16 protein-coding genes are annotated in these 19,115 nt (G+C 55.5%); 14 read left to right on the forward strand and 2 right to left on the reverse strand.

The genetic code is table 11. The annotated features are described in order from the left end of the window. Window positions 1-98: 98 nt before the first annotated feature. Complete coding sequence (locus tag AC4ED1_RS14150) at window positions 99-1,109, reverse strand: ABC transporter substrate-binding protein (protein ID WP_490939708.1); 1,011 nt, start codon at window positions 1,107-1,109, stop codon at window positions 99-101. A 225-nt stretch (window positions 1,110-1,334) separates the two neighbouring features. Between AC4ED1_RS14150 and hemA the strand changes: the two genes are divergently transcribed. From hemA to AC4ED1_RS14190, 8 genes are all read left to right on the forward strand, one after another. Beyond that, on the forward strand, window positions 1,335-2,777 hold the full coding sequence (gene hemA, locus AC4ED1_RS14155; RefSeq protein WP_490939710.1) for a glutamyl-tRNA reductase: 1,443 nt from the start codon (window positions 1,335-1,337) through the stop codon (window positions 2,775-2,777). 16 nt (window positions 2,778-2,793) lie between these two features. Beyond that, entirely contained in the window at window positions 2,794-3,615 is an 822-nt protein-coding gene (locus tag AC4ED1_RS14160) for a cytochrome C assembly family protein (RefSeq protein WP_490939712.1), read from the forward strand. A 9-nt stretch (window positions 3,616-3,624) separates the two neighbouring features. After that, on the forward strand, window positions 3,625-4,272 hold the full coding sequence (locus tag AC4ED1_RS14165; RefSeq protein WP_490939714.1) for a precorrin-2 dehydrogenase/sirohydrochlorin ferrochelatase family protein: 648 nt from the start codon (window positions 3,625-3,627) through the stop codon (window positions 4,270-4,272). Then, window positions 4,269-5,195 (forward strand): hydroxymethylbilane synthase, encoded by a 927-nt coding sequence (gene hemC, locus AC4ED1_RS14170; protein WP_490939716.1) that lies wholly within the window; start codon window positions 4,269-4,271, stop codon window positions 5,193-5,195. Before AC4ED1_RS14165 ends, hemC begins: the two co-directional genes overlap by 4 nt. Beyond that, the gene (gene cobA / locus AC4ED1_RS14175; RefSeq protein WP_490939718.1) at window positions 5,195-6,748 is read left to right on the forward strand and encodes a uroporphyrinogen-III C-methyltransferase; all 1,554 of its coding nucleotides are present in this window, start codon (window positions 5,195-5,197) and stop codon (window positions 6,746-6,748) included. The genes hemC and cobA overlap by 1 nt, the downstream gene beginning before the upstream one ends. 5 nt (window positions 6,749-6,753) lie before the next feature. Further along, the gene (gene hemB, locus AC4ED1_RS14180; RefSeq protein WP_490939720.1) at window positions 6,754-7,737 is read left to right on the forward strand and encodes a porphobilinogen synthase; all 984 of its coding nucleotides are present in this window, start codon (window positions 6,754-6,756) and stop codon (window positions 7,735-7,737) included. Between the two features lie 13 nt (window positions 7,738-7,750). Beyond that, complete coding sequence (gene hemL, locus AC4ED1_RS14185) at window positions 7,751-9,040, forward strand: glutamate-1-semialdehyde 2,1-aminomutase (protein WP_490939722.1); 1,290 nt, start codon at window positions 7,751-7,753, stop codon at window positions 9,038-9,040. A gap of 148 nt (window positions 9,041-9,188) precedes the next feature. After that, on the forward strand, window positions 9,189-10,724 hold the full coding sequence (locus tag AC4ED1_RS14190; RefSeq protein WP_490939724.1) for a LysM peptidoglycan-binding domain-containing protein: 1,536 nt from the start codon (window positions 9,189-9,191) through the stop codon (window positions 10,722-10,724). Window positions 10,725-10,759: 35 nt separating this feature from the next. Here AC4ED1_RS14190 and AC4ED1_RS14195 read toward each other — a convergent pair whose 3' ends face one another. Next, window positions 10,760-10,921, reverse strand: coding sequence for a hypothetical protein (locus AC4ED1_RS14195; protein WP_490939726.1), 162 nt, complete (start codon window positions 10,919-10,921; stop codon window positions 10,760-10,762). A gap of 349 nt (window positions 10,922-11,270) precedes the next feature. On the opposite strand from AC4ED1_RS14195, the gene AC4ED1_RS14200 reads away from it, so the two are divergent. The 6 genes from AC4ED1_RS14200 to AC4ED1_RS14225 all read left to right on the forward strand — a co-directional run bounded on the left by AC4ED1_RS14200 (window position 11,271) and on the right by AC4ED1_RS14225 (window position 19,075). Then, on the forward strand, window positions 11,271-11,432 hold the full coding sequence (locus tag AC4ED1_RS14200) for a hypothetical protein (RefSeq protein WP_490939728.1): 162 nt from the start codon (window positions 11,271-11,273) through the stop codon (window positions 11,430-11,432). 202 nt (window positions 11,433-11,634) lie between these two features. Then, window positions 11,635-14,301 (forward strand): valine--tRNA ligase, encoded by a 2,667-nt coding sequence (locus AC4ED1_RS14205; RefSeq protein WP_490939730.1) that lies wholly within the window; start codon window positions 11,635-11,637, stop codon window positions 14,299-14,301. 168 nt (window positions 14,302-14,469) lie between these two features. Beyond that, window positions 14,470-15,768, forward strand: coding sequence for a bifunctional folylpolyglutamate synthase/dihydrofolate synthase (locus AC4ED1_RS14210; protein ID WP_490939732.1), 1,299 nt, complete (start codon window positions 14,470-14,472; stop codon window positions 15,766-15,768). Between the two features lie 7 nt (window positions 15,769-15,775). Further along, window positions 15,776-17,149, forward strand: a complete 1,374-nt coding sequence (gene murC, locus AC4ED1_RS14215; RefSeq protein ID WP_490939734.1) for a UDP-N-acetylmuramate--L-alanine ligase — start codon at window positions 15,776-15,778, stop codon at window positions 17,147-17,149. A gap of 186 nt (window positions 17,150-17,335) precedes the next feature. Beyond that, window positions 17,336-17,707, forward strand: coding sequence for a hypothetical protein (locus AC4ED1_RS14220; RefSeq protein WP_490939736.1), 372 nt, complete (start codon window positions 17,336-17,338; stop codon window positions 17,705-17,707). A gap of 393 nt (window positions 17,708-18,100) precedes the next feature. Further along, window positions 18,101-19,075 carry a resuscitation-promoting factor gene (locus AC4ED1_RS14225; RefSeq protein WP_490939738.1) on the forward strand — a complete coding sequence of 325 codons (975 nt, stop codon included), beginning with the start codon at window positions 18,101-18,103 and terminating at the stop codon, window positions 19,073-19,075. Window positions 19,076-19,115: the final 40 nt, after the last annotated feature.

Below are 19,115 nucleotides of genomic sequence, written 5' to 3' on the forward strand. Positions count from 1 at the left end.
ACGCTTCAGCCGATATGGCCGAAGCGTTTTTTTGCTGGTAGTACGCCCAGCAGGGGCGCGTCATCTTTAGGGTGAAAATTCCGGCGCATTTGGATGTTTTACTTTATCTGCAGTTTTGCTTTCTCCGCAAACGAGTTGTTCACAAGCTTGTCGTAGGGGGCAGGGGCTTTCAGTTCGCCGGCTTGCAGCATCACGGTCTGCAGGTTTTCCCATTCTTCCTTGTCGATGACCGGGTCTTGCGCCCACACGTCCGATTTTTTGTAGCGATCGGTCACGCGGACCAAGATGTCCTTGTCAACCTGCGGGAAAAAGGGGGCGATCACGTCGGCGATCTCCTGCGCGCTTCTGCTGTGCACCCAATTTTGCGCCTTTTGGATGGCGTTTGCAAACTTCTGGGCGGTTGTTGGATTCGCCTTTAGAAAACTGTCTTTTGCCAGAAAGACAGTATAGGGCAGTTTCAGGCTGTCCCGCCCCAACGAGGCGACCACATACCCTTTCCCTTCTTTTTCCAGAATGGAGGCGGCGGGCTCGAAGGCTTGGTAGAAGTCTCCCGTGCCGGAGGCGAATGCGCCGGTCTGGTTGTCAAACGTGATGTTTTGGATGATTTGGTCGTCGACTTTCGGATTGATGCCGTTTTTGCGGTGCACGTATTCGCTGACCATCTGCGGCATCGAACCGGGGCGGGACCCGATCAGCGATTTGCCTTTCAGCATCGACCAGTTGAAGTTGTCGATTTTCTGTCTGGCCACAAGAAACGTGCCGTCCCGCTGCGTGACTTGCGCGAAACTGACCACCGGTTCCGGCGCCCCCTGCTGGTTGACGAAGACGGTGGTTTCCGCCCCCACCAATCCCACATCCGCCTGGCCGGAGAGAATGGCAGTCATGACCTTGTCGCCGCCCCAGGCGGTCGTCAGTTCCACCTCCAAGCCCTGTTCCTGAAAGAATCCTTTTTCGATCGCCACGTATTGTGGCGCGTAAAAAACGGACCGAATCACTTCCGACACCCGAATCTTCGCCTTTTCCGAAGCGGTTGGCTGGGAGCCGCAGCCCACGGAAACGAGCAAAAGCGCTCCTGTAAGAATCAACCCCCCGATCGTCTTCCATTTCACCAGTCCTTGACCTCCTTACAGTATGATATCCATCCTATGCGGGAGCCCGGTTGGAAGGTGACAGCCGGGGAGACGGGGCAGACAAACGGACATGCCGGTTCTTTCAGAAAGTTGTCAGATCCGGGGACGGCTTACCCCCCTTCGGTTTTTTCGTATAAAGTGGTATAATAAATCGATAAGATCCAATACATGAATTTTGTCTTAGATTGGAACGGAGTGGGATACATGCAGATCCTTGTGGTGGGTCTGAATTATCGGACCGCCCCTGTTGAAATCCGCGAACGGTTCAGCGTTTCCGACCAGGTGCTGACCGGGGCGCTGCAGCAGCTTGCCGAGTCGAGCCACCTGCTGGAAACGGTGCTGGTCTCGACTTGCAACCGCACGGAAGTGTACGCGGTTGTCGGCGCGGCGGATCCTGGCCGGGAAGAGATCATAGATTTTCTCGCGAACGCCTCAGGGATCGACCGAGAGGTTTTTTTGCCTTACCTGTATGTCTACGAGAATGACAAGGCGGTTCGTCACCTGTTTCGGGTGACCTGCGGGCTGGATTCGATGATTCTCGGCGAAACCCAGATCCTCGGACAGGTGCGTGACGCATTTTTGCATGCCCAGGAACTGGGGGTAACCGGCCCCACGTTCAACAACCTGTTCAAGCGGTCTGTGACGCTTGCCAAACAAGCCCATTCCGCGACGGAGATCGGGCGCCACGCCGTGTCGATCTCCTATGCGGCCGTCGAATTGGCAAAGAAAATTTTCGAGGAATTGACGGACAAGACGGTGCTGATCATTGGGGCGGGAAAAATGAGTGAGTTGACGGCGAAACACCTGTACGCTTCCGGTGCTCGCTGCGTCCTGGTGGTCAACCGCACTTTTGAGCGGGCCAAGGAACTGGCCGAGAAGTTTGAAGGTCACGCCCTCGAACTGAAATCGCTTGACCTCGCTTTGAAAGAGGCGGATATTGTGATCTCTTCCACCGGGGCGGAAGGATATGTCGTGACGAAAAATCAGGTGGCGGCTGTCATGAAACAGCGCCGCTATCGCCCGTTGTTTTTGATCGACATTGCGGTTCCGCGGGATTTGGATCCGGAGATCAACAAGCTGGACAACGTATTCCTTTACGACATCGACGATTTGGAAGGCGTCATCGCGGCAAATTTGGAAGAGCGGAAAAAAGAGGCCGAGAAAATCAACGTTTTGCTTGAACAGGAGCTTGCGGCATTCAAACAATGGCAAAACGAACGGGCGGCGATTCCTTTGATCGCGGCTGTGCAGAAAAAAGCCGGAGACATCCAGCAATCCGTGATGCAGAGCTTGCAAAACAAACTGCCGAATCTGTCGGAACGCGAGATCAAGCAATTGCAAAAACATACGATGAGCATCGTCAACCAGATGCTGCGGGAGCCGATCCGGCAACTGAAGGAGATGGCCGTTGAACCGGAGGCCGAGATGTATCTGGCTGTGTTCTCGCGCATCTTTGGCCTTGAGCCCTTTTTGGAACAGGAGATGAAAAAATCTACTCCCACGCCGGAAGGGGAGAAGTCGACAGCGCATCAACCACAGGATGCAAGACAGACACGCAAAGTGGAATCTTCCACGGCAACGGACATATATCAATCGGCTGCCATGCAGGCTTCCGTTGATCCGAAATGGGTCGGCGGCCTGTCATGAGAAGGGGGGCAACGGAGTGCAGGGAAGTGTCCTTCTCTACGATGTGATGACGTTCGTTTATGCGGTCGCTGTTCTGTTGTACTTTATCGACTTTCTGCAACCGCACCGCAAAATCAACCGTATCGCGTTCGCTTTATTGTCAGGCGTCTGGCTGGTACAAACCGTCTTTTTCGTGCTTCGCATGAAAGAACTGAATTACATCCCGATGTTGACAACTTTTGAAACGATGATTTTCTTTTCCTGGATTTTGATTACCTTCTCGCTGGTGATCAACTTTTTCTACAAAATCGACTTGTTTACGTTTTTTACGAATGTCGCGGGATTTGGGGTCGTGGCGTTTGTGACTTTTACGGACAAGGGAGCGACTTCGCTGGCGGCGTCGCTGCAGGGAAACCTGTTGTTTTTGCATGTCGCGATGGCGTTGCTCAGCTACGCTTGTTTTCTTTTGGCGGCGATCTTTTCCGTCATGTACTTGATCCAAGAGAGACTGCTGAAAGAAAAAAGATGGAACGATCTGTTCCGGAGATTGCCGGCGCTTGACCAATTGGAAAATTTTTCTTATCGATTGGTCATGTTTGGTTTTCCGCTTTTGTTGATTGCGATGATTTTGGGGGCGATCTGGTACAATGCACGGTTTGACCACGTGTTGGTGCTTGACCCGAAGCCGGTTGTTTCGGTGGTTCTGCTGGCGGTGTACGGTATTTATCTCTACCTTCGGGTGTCAGCCGGGTGGCTGGGCAGAAGGCTGGCTTGGATCAACATTACGGCGTTTATCGGCGTGATTCTCAACTATCTGTTTGTCGGACAGTTTTTTTCCGAATTTCATCATTGGAGATAGGGATTGTTTATGGCAAAACAATTTTTCGGAGCTTTCCTGGATCTGACCGGCCGGTTGTGCGTCGTCATCGGCGGCGGGCAGATGGCGGAGCGAAAAGTGCAGTCTCTTTTGACCTGCAACGCGCGGGTGCGAATCGTATCTCCCGCGTTGACGCCCAAGCTGGCGCAATTGGTCAAAGAAGGAAAAGTGGAACATGCGGAGCGGCCCTATCGGCCGGGCGATACCGAAGGTGCGTTTCTGACGATTGCGGCCACCGATTCCATGGAAGTAAACCGGGCGGTGGTACGGGAAGCGGATTCGGAAAAACGCCTGGTGAATGCGGTTCACGCAGCGGCCGGAGGCAATGTGATCCTGCCGGCGGTTGTCCGGAGGGGACCGCTGCAGGTGGCGATTTCGACTTCAGGAACGGGGCCTGCGGTTGCGCGCGCCATTCGCGAAGAGTTGGAAGCCTATTTTGGCGCAGAATACGAAATCTACTTGCAAAAATTGGGAATCATTCGTAACATGCTGCGAGAAACGATCGATGACGAAGCGGCGCGTGCAGAGATTTTGCGGGAAATTGTCCACTCCAACGTGCGGGAATCGCTGCGCAAGGGAGACGAGGCGGAAGCCGACCGGACGATTCGGATGATCATAGAGGAGCGGAGAAATTCATGAGGCAAATCAAAGTTGGAACCCGACAAAGTGCGCTGGCGCTCACACAGACGAATTGGGTTTGCTCCCAGCTTGAGTCGCTCTACCCGGGACTCTCAATCGGGGTCGAGAAGATCGTCACCAAGGGAGACCGTATTTTGGGCGTCACGCTGTCGAAGGTGGGCGGCAAAGGACTGTTTGTCAAAGAGATCGAACAGGCGCTGCTTGACGGGACAATCGATTTTGCCGTGCACAGCATGAAAGATATGCCGGCGGAAATGCCGGAAGGGCTGATGATCGCGGCGGTGCCGGAACGGGAAGATCCGCGCGACGTGCTGGTCACGCGCGACGGGCGCAGTTTTTGCGAACTGCCGAAAGGCGCCCGGATCGGAACGAGTTCGCTGCGGCGGGCCGCGCAACTGAAAGCCGCCCGGCCGGATTTTGAGATTGTGCCGCTCAGGGGGAATATCGACACCCGTTTGCGCAAATTGGAAGAAGACGGCTTGGACGCGATCGTGCTTGCGGCGGCCGGCTTGTCCCGAATGGGGTGGCTGAACCGCGCAACCGAACGGCTGTCCGTCGATATTTGCATCCCGGCTGTCGGCCAGGGAGCGCTTGCCATCCAGTGCCGTTCCGACGACGAAGAAATCAAAGATCTCCTGGCTGCGCTGGATCATCAGCCGACCCGGGTGGAGGTTACGGCGGAACGCGCTTTTCTGGGACGACTCAACGGCGGCTGCCAGGTGCCGATCGGCGGGTTCGCGGAATATCATGATAACCTGCTCTTGCTGCGGGGCATGGTCGGAACGCCGGATGGGACGACGCTTTTGAAAGAGTTTGCCGAAGGCGAGAGTCCGGAAGAAATCGGTCTGCAGGTGGCGGAGAAACTGCTGGAAAAAGGGGCCCGTGCCATTCTGGCTTCCGTCCGTGAGGAGTTGAAGTCTTGATGGCAGCCGGCAAGGTTTATTTGGTGGGAGCGGGGCCGGGAGACCCCAACCTGATAACCGTCAAAGGATTGAATGCGCTCAAGCAAGCGGATGTGGTTGTTTACGACCGCCTTTGTTCCCTGCGGTTGCTCACGTATGCCCCAGAAAGCGCGGAACGGATTTTTTGTGGGAAGACGCCCGCAAAACACACCCTGCCGCAGGAGGAGATCAACCGCTTGCTGGCGGCGAAGGCGCAAGAAGGGAAGACGGTGGTCCGGCTGAAGGGCGGGGACCCCGCCGTATTCGGTCGGGTGTTTGAAGAAATGGAGTATTTGGCGGAGCGCGGGATTGAGTATGAGGTGGTGCCGGGCATCACGTCTGCCATCGGGGTTCCCATCCATGCGGGAATACCCGTCACATGCCGTGGGATTGCCACATCCTTTGCGGTGATCACCGGTCATGAAGATCCGGGAAAAGGAACCTCCGGCGTCAATTGGGAACGGATTGCGAACGGGGCTGACACGCTCGTTTTTTTGATGGGAGTCGGGCGACTCGCTTCCATTGCAGAGAATCTTGTACGATGCGGGCGTCCCGCCGATACGCCCGTGGCGCTGATCCGCTGGGGGACGTGGGCGGAACAGGCGACGCTGACCGGGACGCTGGCTGATATTGCGGAAAAAGCAGCAGCGGCGAACTTCCGGAACCCTGCGGTGATTGTTGTGGGAAACGTCGTCCGCTTGCGGGAAAAAGTCGCCTGGGCGGAGAAGAAGCCTCTTTTCGGTCGGCGGGTGATGATCACCCGGGCGCGGTCGCAAGCGAGCGAACTGGCCCGGATGGTGGAAGAACTCGGCGGGGAAGCGTATGAATTTCCGGTCATCCGCCTGGCATCTCCAAGCGACTGGGGACAGGTGGATGACGCGCTACATAAGCTCGATTCGTTCGATTGGATCGTATTTACTTCCGTCAACGGCGTGGAGTTTTTCTTCGGCCGGATGCGGGAAACAGGGGTGGACGTGCGGCGGATCCGCGGCAAGATAGCGGCTGTAGGCACCACAACGGAGGAAGCGCTGCGGGCGAGGGGATTGGTGCCGGATCTTCTGCCGGAGCAATTTGTCGGCGAGGCGTTGTTCGAAGCGTTGGAGCCGTTTGTGAGTGCCGGGCAAAGGATCTTGCTGCCAAGAGCGGACATCGCGAGAAAATCGCTCCCTGAAGCGCTGCGCCGGATCGGCTGTGAAGTGACGGAAGTCGATGTCTATCGGAATTTGCCCGTTTCCGGGCATGCGGAAGAGGCGATCCGCCTACTGAAAAACGGTGACATTCACGTCATCACGTTTACCAGTTCTTCGACGGTCAAGAATTTCGTCAAGGCGATGGAAGGGGAAGATCTTGTTTCCCTGCTGGAAGGGGTCACGGTTGCCTCGATTGGTCCCATTACGACGGAAACGGCGGAAAAATTGGGGATCAAGGTGGATGTAACCGCCGAAACCCACACGCTTGCCGGTCTGGTTGAGGCGGTGACCCGTTATCAGGCGATTCGCCGGCAAAAAGTCCAGTACATAAATTGTGAGGAGTGACCATTATGCGACTGCCGACAGATTTTCGGCGTTTTCGCCGGCTGCGCCGCACGGCCGGAATCCGGGCGATGGTGAGAGAGACGGAGTTGAACGCGTTGGATTTGATTTATCCGCTGTTTGCCGCCCACGGAAGCGGAGTGAGAGAAGAGATCGGTTCGATGCCGGGGGTGTATCATTTTTCGATCGACATGCTGCGGCGGGAAATTGCCGAGATATCGGAAGCGGGGATCACTTCCGTGCTGTTGTTCGGAGTGCCGGCTCATAAAGACGATTTGAGCTCGGAAGCGTATGCGCAAGAGGGGATCGTGCAGCAAGCCGTACGGGCCATCAAGGAAGAAAACCCGGATCTCACCGTCATTACGGATGTGTGTTTGTGTGCGTATAACCCGTACGGTCATTGCGGGATTGTGGAAGATGGCCGGATTTTGAACGATCCGACGCTGGAGCTTTTGGCCAAGACAGCCGTTTCCCATGCCCAGGCCGGCGCGGATATTATCGCCCCGTCCGACATGATGGACGGCAGGATCGCGACTCTGCGGGCGGGATTGGATCAAGCGGGATTCGCCGAGATTCCGATTATGTCCTATTCCGTAAAATACGCTTCGTCGTTCTACGGCCCTTTCCGCGACGCAGCTCATTCCGCCCCTTCGTTTGGCGATCGGAAAACGTATCAGATGGATCCGGCGAACGCACGCGAGGCGTTGCGGGAAGCGATGGCGGACGTGGAGGAAGGAGCCGATTTTCTGATGGTGAAACCGGCGATGGCGTATATGGACATTATCCGCCAGCTGCGTGACAATTTCGCTCTGCCGATCGTGTCTTACAACGTGTCGGGCGAATATGCCATGATCAAAGCGGCGGCCCGAAACGGTTGGGTGGACGAACAGCGCGTGGTGATGGAATTGTTGACCGGCTTGAAACGCGCGGGTTCCGATCTGATCATCACGTATCACGCGAAAGAGGCGGCCCGCTGGCTGCGGGAATGCTGAGAGGTGTCTGCTGATGCACAAAGGATATGAGAAATCGCGTGCCGCGTTTGCGCAAGCGAGGAAATTCATTCCGGGCGGGGTCAACTCGCCGGTCCGCGCGTTCCGGGCGGTCGGAGCCGATCCCGTTTTTATCGAACGCGGCAGGGGAAGCCGTGTGTTTGACATCGACGGCAACGAGTACATCGATTATGTTCTGTCGTGGGGACCGTTGATTCTGGGACATGCCCACCCGGAAGTGACGGACGCGATCATGGAGTACACGAAAAAAGGAACTTCTTTCGGAGCGCCGACCCTGCTGGAGACCGAAATGGCGAAACTGGTGACTGAGATTGTCCCGTCGGTGGAGATCGTCCGGATGGTCAATTCGGGGACGGAGGCGACGATGAGTGCTCTCCGCCTTGCCCGCGGTTACACGGGACGCAGCAAGATCGTGAAGTTTGAAGGGTGCTATCACGGGCATGCCGACAGTCTGCTGATCAAAGCCGGTTCGGGGGTCGCCACGCTGGGACTGCCCGATTCCCCCGGGGTTCCGGAACCGATTGCTGCACAAACGCTGACGGTTCCGTTCAACGATGTCGAGTCGCTGGAGCTGGCTTTCAAAAAATTCGGCGAAGAAATTGCCGGGGTCATCATTGAACCGGTGGCCGGCAACATGGGGTGCGTGCTGCCCAAGCGCGGGTTTCTGCAGGAAGTCAGGAGAATTACGCGGGAGTACGGCACGCTTTTGATCTTTGACGAAGTGATGACCGGATTTCGTGTTGCCTATGGCGGGGCGCAGGCGTATTTTGACATCGATCCGGACCTGACCACGATGGGCAAAGTGATTGGTGGCGGACTGCCGGTCGGCGCGTATGGCGGCAAGCGGGAGATTATGGAGATGATCGCTCCCGCCGGCCCGATTTATCAGGCGGGAACCCTGTCGGGCAATCCGCTGGCGATGATCGCCGGCTACACAACCCTCAAGCTGTTGGGCCGTCCGGGTGTCTACGAAGAGCTGACGGCGAAATCGAAGCGGTTGGCGGACGGCTTTCAAAAGGCGGCGGAAGAATGCGGGATTCCCGTTTATACCTCGTATATCGGCGGCATGTTTGGTTGCTTTTTCACCGGGATGGAAGTCGTCGATTACGCGACGGCGAAAACGTCCGATCTGGAGCTTTACGCGAAGTATTTCCGCGCGATGCTGAAGCGGGGGGTGTATCTTGCGCCTTCCCAATTGGAGGCGGGTTTCACCTCTTTAGCCCATACGGATGCGGATATTGACCGGACCTTGGAAGCGTCGCGTGAAGCTTTGAAAGAGCTGTAACCCGAAAGAGTTGTACCGGATGCCGAACTACCGGTGATTTTATGGTGAAGGCCGGCCCGTTCCAGCGGGGCGGCCGTTTTTTGTCATATGGCGGGTGCTGCGGACATAAAGTGAACTGATATAGAAGAACGTGAAGGAGGGAGTTTCCGTGGCGCTTGGGGATCAAAAACCGCATATTCGCATGCAAGTGGATCAACGGTTGGCTTTGGAATCCGGTGTGACAGGCAGAGTTTCGGACGACGCATCCGTGTCGACAGAAATCACGTATTTTGATAGAGTCGGCGATTCGTACATTTTGGAAGGGGTTCTCGCCTTTTCCGGGGCGATGGAACCGGACGGACACGGAGGGGAAGACCCCGCACGAAATTCGATATCCCCGATTATGTATCATCTGCCGTTTGCGCTCCGGATTCCGGTGGCGGGCCAACCTGACTTCCTTGATGTGAAAGCCCGGATCGGCAAATGGCACGTCGAACCGGTCGCTCCCGGGTATCTGCAGTTGCAGGCGGAATTGACGATTCAGGGACTGAATGGGCAAAACGGCTATACGTTTTACTGCGGGGAACAGGAAGATTGGGTGCAGCCACAGGTTGCGAATACTTTAACATTGGACGGGGAAAATGCGGACGCTGCCACCCTGAAGGACGACAGCGGCGGTGACCCGGTTGCATTCGCAAGCGAAACCGTGGCGGCGCGGGCGGACAGCCGTTTTGAAGAGCCGCCGGATGCGGGGTACGATGAGCAGGAGTGGATGATCGAGCCGCAAAACGGACCGGATGAACAGGATACTCTTGTGTTTCAACCCGCATCGGGTTGGCATGAGCAACTGAATGTCGCTTTCAAGCGGTCGGATTCGGAGTGCCGGACGGGAGAGGGGGATGCCGGTGTCGGACAGGAAGCGGTGCGGGAGATTCGCGAACAGGAAGAGGTCCTGCAGTTTGAAGCTCTGGCGCAAGAAGTGACGGAGGATACGACCGCTGCAGAAGTCGAGCGGCCTGAGGCGGACACCGTGGCGTTGGCTGCAAGCGAAACGGCGGAGACGGAGGGGCCGGAGGGAACCGTGCCGGCAGATGCGGAAGGAGCCGCACAAGGTGAAACCGCGGATGTTCAGGAGGGCGTGATGGCAACGGAAGCAGACGGAGAAGCGGTGACAGCGAAGCAACAGTCCGCAACGGCCGAACCGGGGGCTCCGGGACCGAAGCTTTCGTTTGGAGCCAAAAAAGAAGAAGCGATTCCCCTTAAACTGTCCGGTTTGTTATATGGTTCCGTAACAAAAGAGTCCGGACGCGAAACGTTTTCTGCAGGCAACCCGGACAATATGGCGGCGGGTAGAGAGGATTCGCAACAGGGCGTTCAGGAAGATGCTGTGGAAGCCGTGACGCAAGCCGAAGCAATGGCGGCGGACGTTGAAAGCAAAGGGGTTGAAACAAAAGGGGCTGATCCGGAATCGGAGGCGATTTCCGAGGCTGCAAGCGAAGACTCGTCGATCTGGGGTACGTGGATTCAAAAAACGGATGAAGCCAAGTACACCTTGAAATTTCGCATTGTGCAAGAGGCGGAATCGCTGGATCAGGTAGCGAACCGGTATGAGACTCCGATTGAAAGTCTGATGCGGGCAAACGGTCTTGCCAACGAACAAGTGGAGGCCGGACAGGTTTTGTTCATTCCGGGAAGGCGGCGTTAAGACGCCTCCTCTTTTTTGTTTGTCAAGGCTTGTTGTCAAGGATCGGCGATTAGCATGATAAAGAGAACGAACAAAAGCATCATGAGCACGAGGATGTCCAATGCGTTGGGAAATAGAACCACGCGCAGAAACAGCAGGCAAATGGCGATCACCAGCACGAGCTTGACGAACTTCACCAACCCCAAAAAGAATCCCATAACAACCCCTCCCAATTTTATTTTAGGGTATGAAAAATGGGAAAGGGATGACACAGCCGCCTGCCTGCCCCTGTTGTTTCCGAACCGGGAACTAACGTTTCTGTTACTCGTGGCCATTGGCAGTGACGGACCCGGACATCCAGCTGTACGCGGGCAGGCACAGTGGTGCCAAACAGCGTCCGTCAAGTATCATTTGTCAAGTGCCATTTTGACAAAATCAACTTTTGGCGTATACTAGGATAAGAATGAAGAACAAAATCGCAGTGACAACCGAATTTGGCAACAACTTGGAAGGGAAAGAGTAAAGCGTTGCCCCCCAGAGAGGGAGATCCGCAGGACGCAAGCTTTTGTGGAGCTTGTGGCGCTGTGGCTGGAAGGTTTCCCGGTTGGTTTAAGCTTAAACGTCGTCCCGGAGTTGCCCTGCGGAACGAGGCAAGAGGTTTTCTCAAAAGGCTGCTTGTTCGAAAAATTGCCTGAAAGCGCCTTGTGTGCCATGTTTTTCCTTCAGTAAGCCGGGCCGGTGAATCCGTTATCTTCCTGAGGGTGCGTGTCAGCACAATCAACTTTCTGGCTGGGGGAACACGTCGGCTGGGGATTGCACGATCGGCACGCAAAGTAAGGTGGTACCGCGGAAGCGATCCTTTCGTCCTTTCTTTATGGATGAAAGGTTTTTTTATGAACAAATTTACATATTTTTCGGGGGAGGATTGGCAATGTCTACCGAACCGACAAGCGAACAAAAACAAATTCCGACCGTTTACGACCCCCAGGCAACCGAACAAAAACTGTACGACTGGTGGATCGAAAACCAATTTTTCAAAGCGACGGGCGATCCCGACAAACAACCGTATTGCATTGTCATCCCGCCGCCGAACGTAACCGGCATGCTGCATATGGGGCATGCTCTGGATTGCACTTTGCAGGACGTGCTGATCCGGTACAAGCGGATGCAGGGATACGACGCGCTGTGGCTGCCGGGCATGGACCACGCCGGGATCGCGACACAGGCGCGGGTGGAAGCGACATTGCGTGAAGAGGGAATCAGCCGTTACGATCTCGGACGGGAGAAATTCCTTGAAAAAGTGTGGGAATGGAAAGAGCATTACGCGTCTGTCATCCGCTCGCAGTGGAGACGAATGGGGTTTTCGCTGGATTATTCCCGCGAGCGGTTCACCATGGACGAGGGGCTGTCCCGGGCGGTCCGTACAGTATTTGTCAAGCTCTACGAAAAAGGGCTGATCTACCGCGGCAACCGGATCATCAACTGGGACCCGGCGGCACGCACGGCCCTGTCGGACATCGAAGTCGAATACAAGGAAGTGCAAGGCGCCCTTTACCACCTTCGCTACCCGTTAAAAGACGGCAGCGGACACATCACCGTTGCGACCACCCGTCCCGAAACGATGCTGGGCGATACGGGCATTGCGGTGCATCCGGACGATGAACGGTATCAGCATTTGGTCGGGAAAACGGTCATTCTGCCGATCATAGGGCGGGAGATCCCGATTTTTGCCGACGAGTACGTCGACAAAGAGTTTGGCTCCGGTGCGGTAAAAGTGACGCCGGCCCACGATCCGAACGACTTCGAGATGGGACTGCGCCACAATCTGCCGATGATCAGCGTTATGGACGAGAAGGCGGCGATGAACGAAAACGCGGGTCCGTACCAGGGGCTTGACCGGTTTGAATGCCGCAGGAAAATCGTCGCCGATCTGCAGGAACAGGGCGTCCTGTTCAAGATCGAAGAGCACGTTCATTCCGTTGGCCATTCCGAGCGGAGCGGAGCCGTGGTGGAACCGATTTTGTCAACCCAGTGGTTTGTCAGCATGAAACCTTTGGCGGAACAAGCGATCCGGCTGCAGCAGAGCGATCAGGCGGTTCACTTTGTGCCGGACCGTTTCGAAAAAATTTATCTGCACTGGATCGAAAATGTCCGCGATTGGTGTATCTCCCGCCAGCTCTGGTGGGGTCACCGCATTCCCGCCTGGTACTGCGACGATTGCGGCGAAACGATCGTTGCGATGGAGGATCCGGCCGCATGTCCGAAGTGTGGGCACAAGGAGCTCCGGCAAGACGAGGATGTCCTTGACACATGGTTTTCTTCCGGCCTGTGGCCGTTCTCCACGATGGGCTGGCCGGAGGAAACGGAAGACATGAAGCGGTATTACCCGACCGATGTGCTGGTTACAGGGTTTGACATCATCTATTTCTGGGTGGCGCGGATGATCTTTACCGCCCTTGAATTCACGGGGGAGAGACCTTTTAAGGACGTGCTGATCCACGGTTTGGTCCGCGACGCGCAGGGGCGAAAAATGTCCAAGTCGCTTGGCAACGGCGTCGACCCGCTGGATGTAATCGAGAAGTACGGCGCGGATGCGCTGCGCTTTATGTTGATGACCGGCAGTAGTCCGGGGAACGACCTGCGGTTCCACTGGGAAAAAGTGGAGGCGGCACGCAACTTTGCGAACAAGATCTGGAACGCATCGCGTTTCGTCATGATGAATCTGGGGGATTTCCGGTTTGAGGATATCGACCTGGGCGGGGAGCTTGGCACGGCCGACAAGTGGATTTTGCACCGTTTGAACGAGACGGCGAAGGAAGTCAACGCGGCTCTGGACCGCTATGATTTCGGGGAAGCCGGACGCCAGATCTACGAGTTCATCTGGAACGAGTACTGCGATTGGTACATCGAGCTGGCGAAGCTGTATCTGCAAGGGGATGACAACGCTGCGAAGAAGACGACGCAGTCGGTTCTCGTCTATGTGCTCGATCAAGCCTTGCGCTTGCTGCATCCGTTCATGCCGTTCATCACGGAAGAAATCTGGCAGCACATCCCGCATCAAGGACGGACGATCACACTGGCGGCTTATCCGGCGCATGAAGAGCGGTTTGTCAACGAACAGGCTGCCCGGGAAATGGAACTGTTGATGGATATGATCCGCGCCGTTCGCAACGTCCGTGCGGAGATGAGCGTTCCGCCGAGCCGGCCGGTTACGCTGATCGTGAAGCCTGCCGGCGCCGAAACGGAAGCGTTGATTCGCCGCGGCGAAGCGTATGTCCGCCGTTTCTGCAATCCGGAGTCGCTGACCATCGACCCCAACGCCGCCCCTCCGGAAAAATCGGTTACCGCCGTGGTGACGGGGGCGGAGTTGTTCCTGCCGCTGGCCGGTCTCATCGACATCGACGCGGAGGTCGCACGTCTTGAAAAAGAGCTGAAGCACTTAGAAGCGGAAGTCGAACGCGTCGAAAAGAAATTGGCGAACCCCGGGTTCGTTGCGAAAGCGCCGGCGGCGGTGATTGAAGCGGAGCGTGCAAAAGGCCGGGACTACGCGGAGAAGCGGGACAAGGTCAAAGCCCGCATCGAAGAACTTCGCAGCTAAGCGGCGTTGCACCGGGGGCCTGTCGGCCCCCGTTCAACTGTCTGCGGATTGCGAAGGTTTCCGACCTCGTCCGTTGAAATCCCTTTGGAATGAAAACGCCCGGATGTGCAGGGGAGCTTTTGTCACTTTGACGGGCGGTTTCGAATACGATGCTAAGGACTGATCGTGTTGATACTGGAATGGATTTCTGGTTTCCGCAAGTTTGACGGGAGATGGGGCATCAAACTCGGATTGGAGCGGATGGAAGCCCTGCTGGAACGGCTTGGCAACCCGCATCGCCGGCTGCGGTTTATCCATGTGGCCGGGACAAACGGCAAAGGTTCGACCTGCGCTTATCTCGCTTCTGTCTATCAGCATGCCGGGTATCGGGTCGGCCGTTATACTTCTCCTTATGTCATGCATTTTTTTGACCGGATGTCGGTCAACGGAACGGATGTGACGGAAGAACAGTTAACCGTTTACGCATCCAGGCTGAAACCGCATATTGAGGAGATCCGCCGCACGGAGATTGGCGAACCGACGGAATTTGAGGTGATTACGCTGCTTGCCGTCCTGTTTTTCCTCGACCAGCGGGTGGATCTGGTGGTGTGGGAAACGGGTCTGGGTGGCCGTCTGGATGCGACGAACGTGGTGATTCCCCTCGCATCGGTCATTACAAACGTGGGATTGGATCATCTGGTGCATTTGGGGCCGACTATCGAGATCATTGCCCGGGAAAAAGCGGGGATCGCAAAACCTGGCGTTCCTCTGTTTACGGGGGCGGTCGAACCGGCGTTAAGCGTGATTGCGAGAAGGGCTCGCGAAGTCGGAGCGCCGCTTCGGGTGCTGGATAAACACTTTGCGTACACACGGACCCGTTTTTCGCTGGCCGGGCAGGCATTCGACTTTCAATCGGCGAATACTCGGTTGAAAGATCTGGAAATCGCAATGCTTGGCGAACATCAATGCAAAAATGCGTCGCTTGCCGTTCAAACGGTTCTCCATTTGTCCGAAAGCGGCGTGCTGCCGGTCAGCGAACGGGCTTTGCGAGACGGCCTAAGGCTGACTCGCTGGCCGGGGCGGCTGGAGATCGTATGGGAACGTCCGTTGGTGTTGTTGGATGGCGCACATAATCCGCACGGAGCGGAAGCGTTGGCAGCCGCTTTGCGGGAATTGCTGGGAGACCGGAAAGCGGTGTTGGTGGTGGGCATCCTGCAGGATAAACTGGTGCCGGGCGTGTTGGACCCGATTGTGCCGTTTGCCGGGAGGATTATCGTGACTGCTCCCGACTCTCCGCGGGCTGCCAATGTGAATGACCTGGAAATGTTTTTGCGGGACAGGGTGCAGGTGCCAATTGTAAAAATACCGAACGTGGCGCAAGCGGTCGAACATGCTGTTGCGGTTACACGCCCCGACGAAGTCGTTCTTGTTACGGGATCGCTTTATACAATCTCGGAAGCGAGACAATTTACCTCCAAGAAAGGATGACATGCCAGTGAATCAGTTCCACCGCGTTCATTTTATAGGCATCGGCGGTTACGGAATGAGCGCGATTGCGCGGGTGATGCTCGATTTGGGGTACCGGGTGTCCGGTTCAGACGTCGCCCGCCAGGAAGCGACCGACAGGTTGGAAGCTTTGGGCGCCACCATCTATATCGGACATAATCGTTCGTACGTGTCCGGGGTTGACTGCGTCGTTTACTCGACGGCGGTCACACCCGACAACGAGGAACTGATTGCGGCCCGGGAAGCCGGGATCCCGGTCTTGCACAGGTCGCAGATGCTGGCAAAATTGATGGAGGAACGGAAAGGCATCGCGGTAGCCGGCACGCACGGCAAGACAACGACCACTTCCATGATCTCGTTTATCCTGCAAGAGGCGGGCTGCAACCCGACGTACGTGATCGGCGGCGTGTTAACCAATGTCGGGGACAACGCAAAAGCGGGCCGTGGCGAATTCTTGGTCGCCGAAGCGGATGAAAGCGACGGTTCGTTCATTCACTACCGCCCCCACTACGCAGTCGTCACGAACATCGAAGCCGATCATCTGGAAAACTACGACGGAAGTTTTGAAAAATTAAAGGATGCCTACCGCCGCTTTTTCTCGAATGTCCATCCGCAGGGAACCATCGTGGCCTGTTGGGACGATCCCGTTGTACGCGAACTGCTTGCGCCGGTTTCCCGGAACATACTGAAATACGGTCTGCAGCAGGGAGTGGACGCGACAGCAGCCGAAATCGAAGTGTTTGAGCGTGGTTCCCGCTTCCAGATGGTCCGCGGCGGAAAAAAGATCGGCGTGTTGGAGTTGTCGATACCGGGAATTCACAACGTGTCGAACGCCCTTGCCGCAAGCTTGGTGGCGCTTGAGGCAGGCGTCCGATTTGAAATGATCGCAGAGGCGCTTAAAAAGTTCAGCGGAGCGAAAAGGCGCTATCAGGTGCATCTGGATTCTCCCGGTTTGATGGTGGTTGACGATTACGCCCACCATCCGACCGAAATCCGCGCCACGCTGGCGGCCGCAAAGGCGAGCGGCAGGCGGGTGGTGGCCGTTTTTCAACCGCAGCGTTACACGCGCACTTATTATCTGTTTGAAGAATTCAGCAGGGCTTTCGCGGATGCGGATGAAGTGGTTCTGACCGACATTTATTCGCCGGCCGGAGAGAAAAGGATCGAAGGGGTGTCCGCGGAAAAATTGGCCCTCCTGATTTCCGAGAACAGCGGCGTGCATACGGTGTATCTGCCGACGAAGGATGAAATTGTAACGTATCTGCTGCAGCATACCCGCAATGGGGATTTGATTCTGACGATGGGAGCCGGTGACATTTACAAAGTCGCCGAGCGAGTGGCCGCCGCGGGTGTGGTGCGGTAAGCGGGCAGGACGTTTTGGATGGTCGGCGGAATTTGGAATGGATTGAATTGCCTGAAGCATGGACATGGAGGATGTTAAACTGTTTTTCTTAATGTTTTTCGCGAACTCATGTCCAAAGGCAGGGATTTCTTGCGCTCCAGTCTGTGATAGAATAGATTTGGAACAAATATCCGGGAGCGTGAACAAATGAATCAGGACATGAAACTCGTTCTTGAAGAACTGAAAAAGATGAACAGACGGTTTGAAAATCTTGAAGGCAAATTTGAAAACCTCGAAAGTAGATTCGAAAACCTCGAAAGCAAATTTGAAAGTAGATTCGAAAGCTTTGAAAGTAGATTCGAAAGCTTTGAAAGTAGATTCAAAAATCTTGAAAGCCGACAAGACGAAATCAAAGAAATTGTGCTCTCGCTGCGACATGCCCAAGAAATTACAAACGCAAAACTGGAAGCCCTAACAATGGATGTTCGAAAACTTCAGGGGGATGTGGAAGAGATAAAGGAACATAAGGAAGATATGGAATTTTTGCGGCGCATTCGGAAGGCGGCATTCGGCGAATAATCCAAGTTCGCTTTTCTATGATCAGTTGTACTTCGTTCTTGCTTTTTCCCGGATCCGCGACACTTTCCTCGCTCTAGGCCACAGTCTTGGATGTTGACTTTGTTTTGAATCTTTCAGTGTTCGGATATACCCTTCATGTTCCGTTTTGTGGCAATACGAAACCAGCCCCTCATAACAGAGGCAAAGAGACATTAATCCTTAGATGTCAGTCAAGTAGATGTCAGTCAAGTGGATCGAAATCGGGCAAACGTATGCCTATTCCTTTCGGACATCGCAATTAACTCAATAATTGGTCCGTGGTCTTGTATCCAACTTTTTCTTTCGATATACTAAAGGAAGAGTTCAACAGATTCACATAAGTGGGGGAATGAAACCGTTCAGTGAGGTGATTGGGTGGGAAAGTTCAACCGAAAGTCGATCTCGATTCTTGCGGCGGCCGTTACGGCGTCTGCAGCCGGAGGCGGAACTGCCATCTCCCTGCACAAAACGATATCGCTTCATGTCGATGGGCAATCGAAAGAAGTGGCCGGATTTTTTACCGGGACAGTGGGAGAATTTCTTCGAAAGCAGGGCATTCCGGTGTCGGCTGATGATCGGGTGCTGCCGGGTCGCGATGCCCGTTTGACGAAAGGAATGACCATTACGGTGTCGCATGCCCGTAAAGTGACGATTCGGGATGGCGCCAGCCCGCAGCGGGAACTGGTTACGACCGCACAATCCGTTGCGGAAGTTTTGAACCAGGCCGGCATCGAATTGGGCGAACATGATCGTGTGAACGCAGAGTTGACATCCGCTCCAACTGAAGGCCAAACGATCACTATTACCCGTCGCGAAGTGAAAGTCGCCGTAACGGAAGAAGCAATACCTTTCCAGACCGAACGCCAGCCAGACCAGAATATGTATAAGGGACAGGAAAAGACGCTGACGCCCGGTGTGGAAGGGTTAGCAAAAGTGACAACGCGGATTGTCGTTGAAAATGGGGTCGAAGTTGATCGCCAAGTCGAGAAGGAAGTCGTGAAGGAGCCGGTCAGTGCGGTGGTCGCGTACGGTACGCAGACCCGGCCGATGGTGGTCGCTTCACGTTCCGGCGGCAACTTCAGCGCTTCCCAAAAACTGGTGATGACCGCATCCGCTTATGTGGCGGGCGGACGTACGGCAACGGGACGTCCGGCGCAAGTCGGCGTTGCGGCCGTGGACCCAAGCGTGATTCCCCTTGGCACGAAACTGTATGTGGAAGGGTACGGTTATGCTGTTGCCGCCGACACAGGCGGCTCGATCCGAGGAAACCGGATCGATTTGGTGTTTGACACCCTGCAGGAATGCTTGCAGTTCGGCCGCCGTCAGGTCGTCGTATATGTGGTGGAATAGATTCGAGTTTTGGAAACCGCTCCGCGAGGAGCGGTTTTTG

It is taken from the genome of Effusibacillus sp. SKA8, assembly GCF_058273125.1.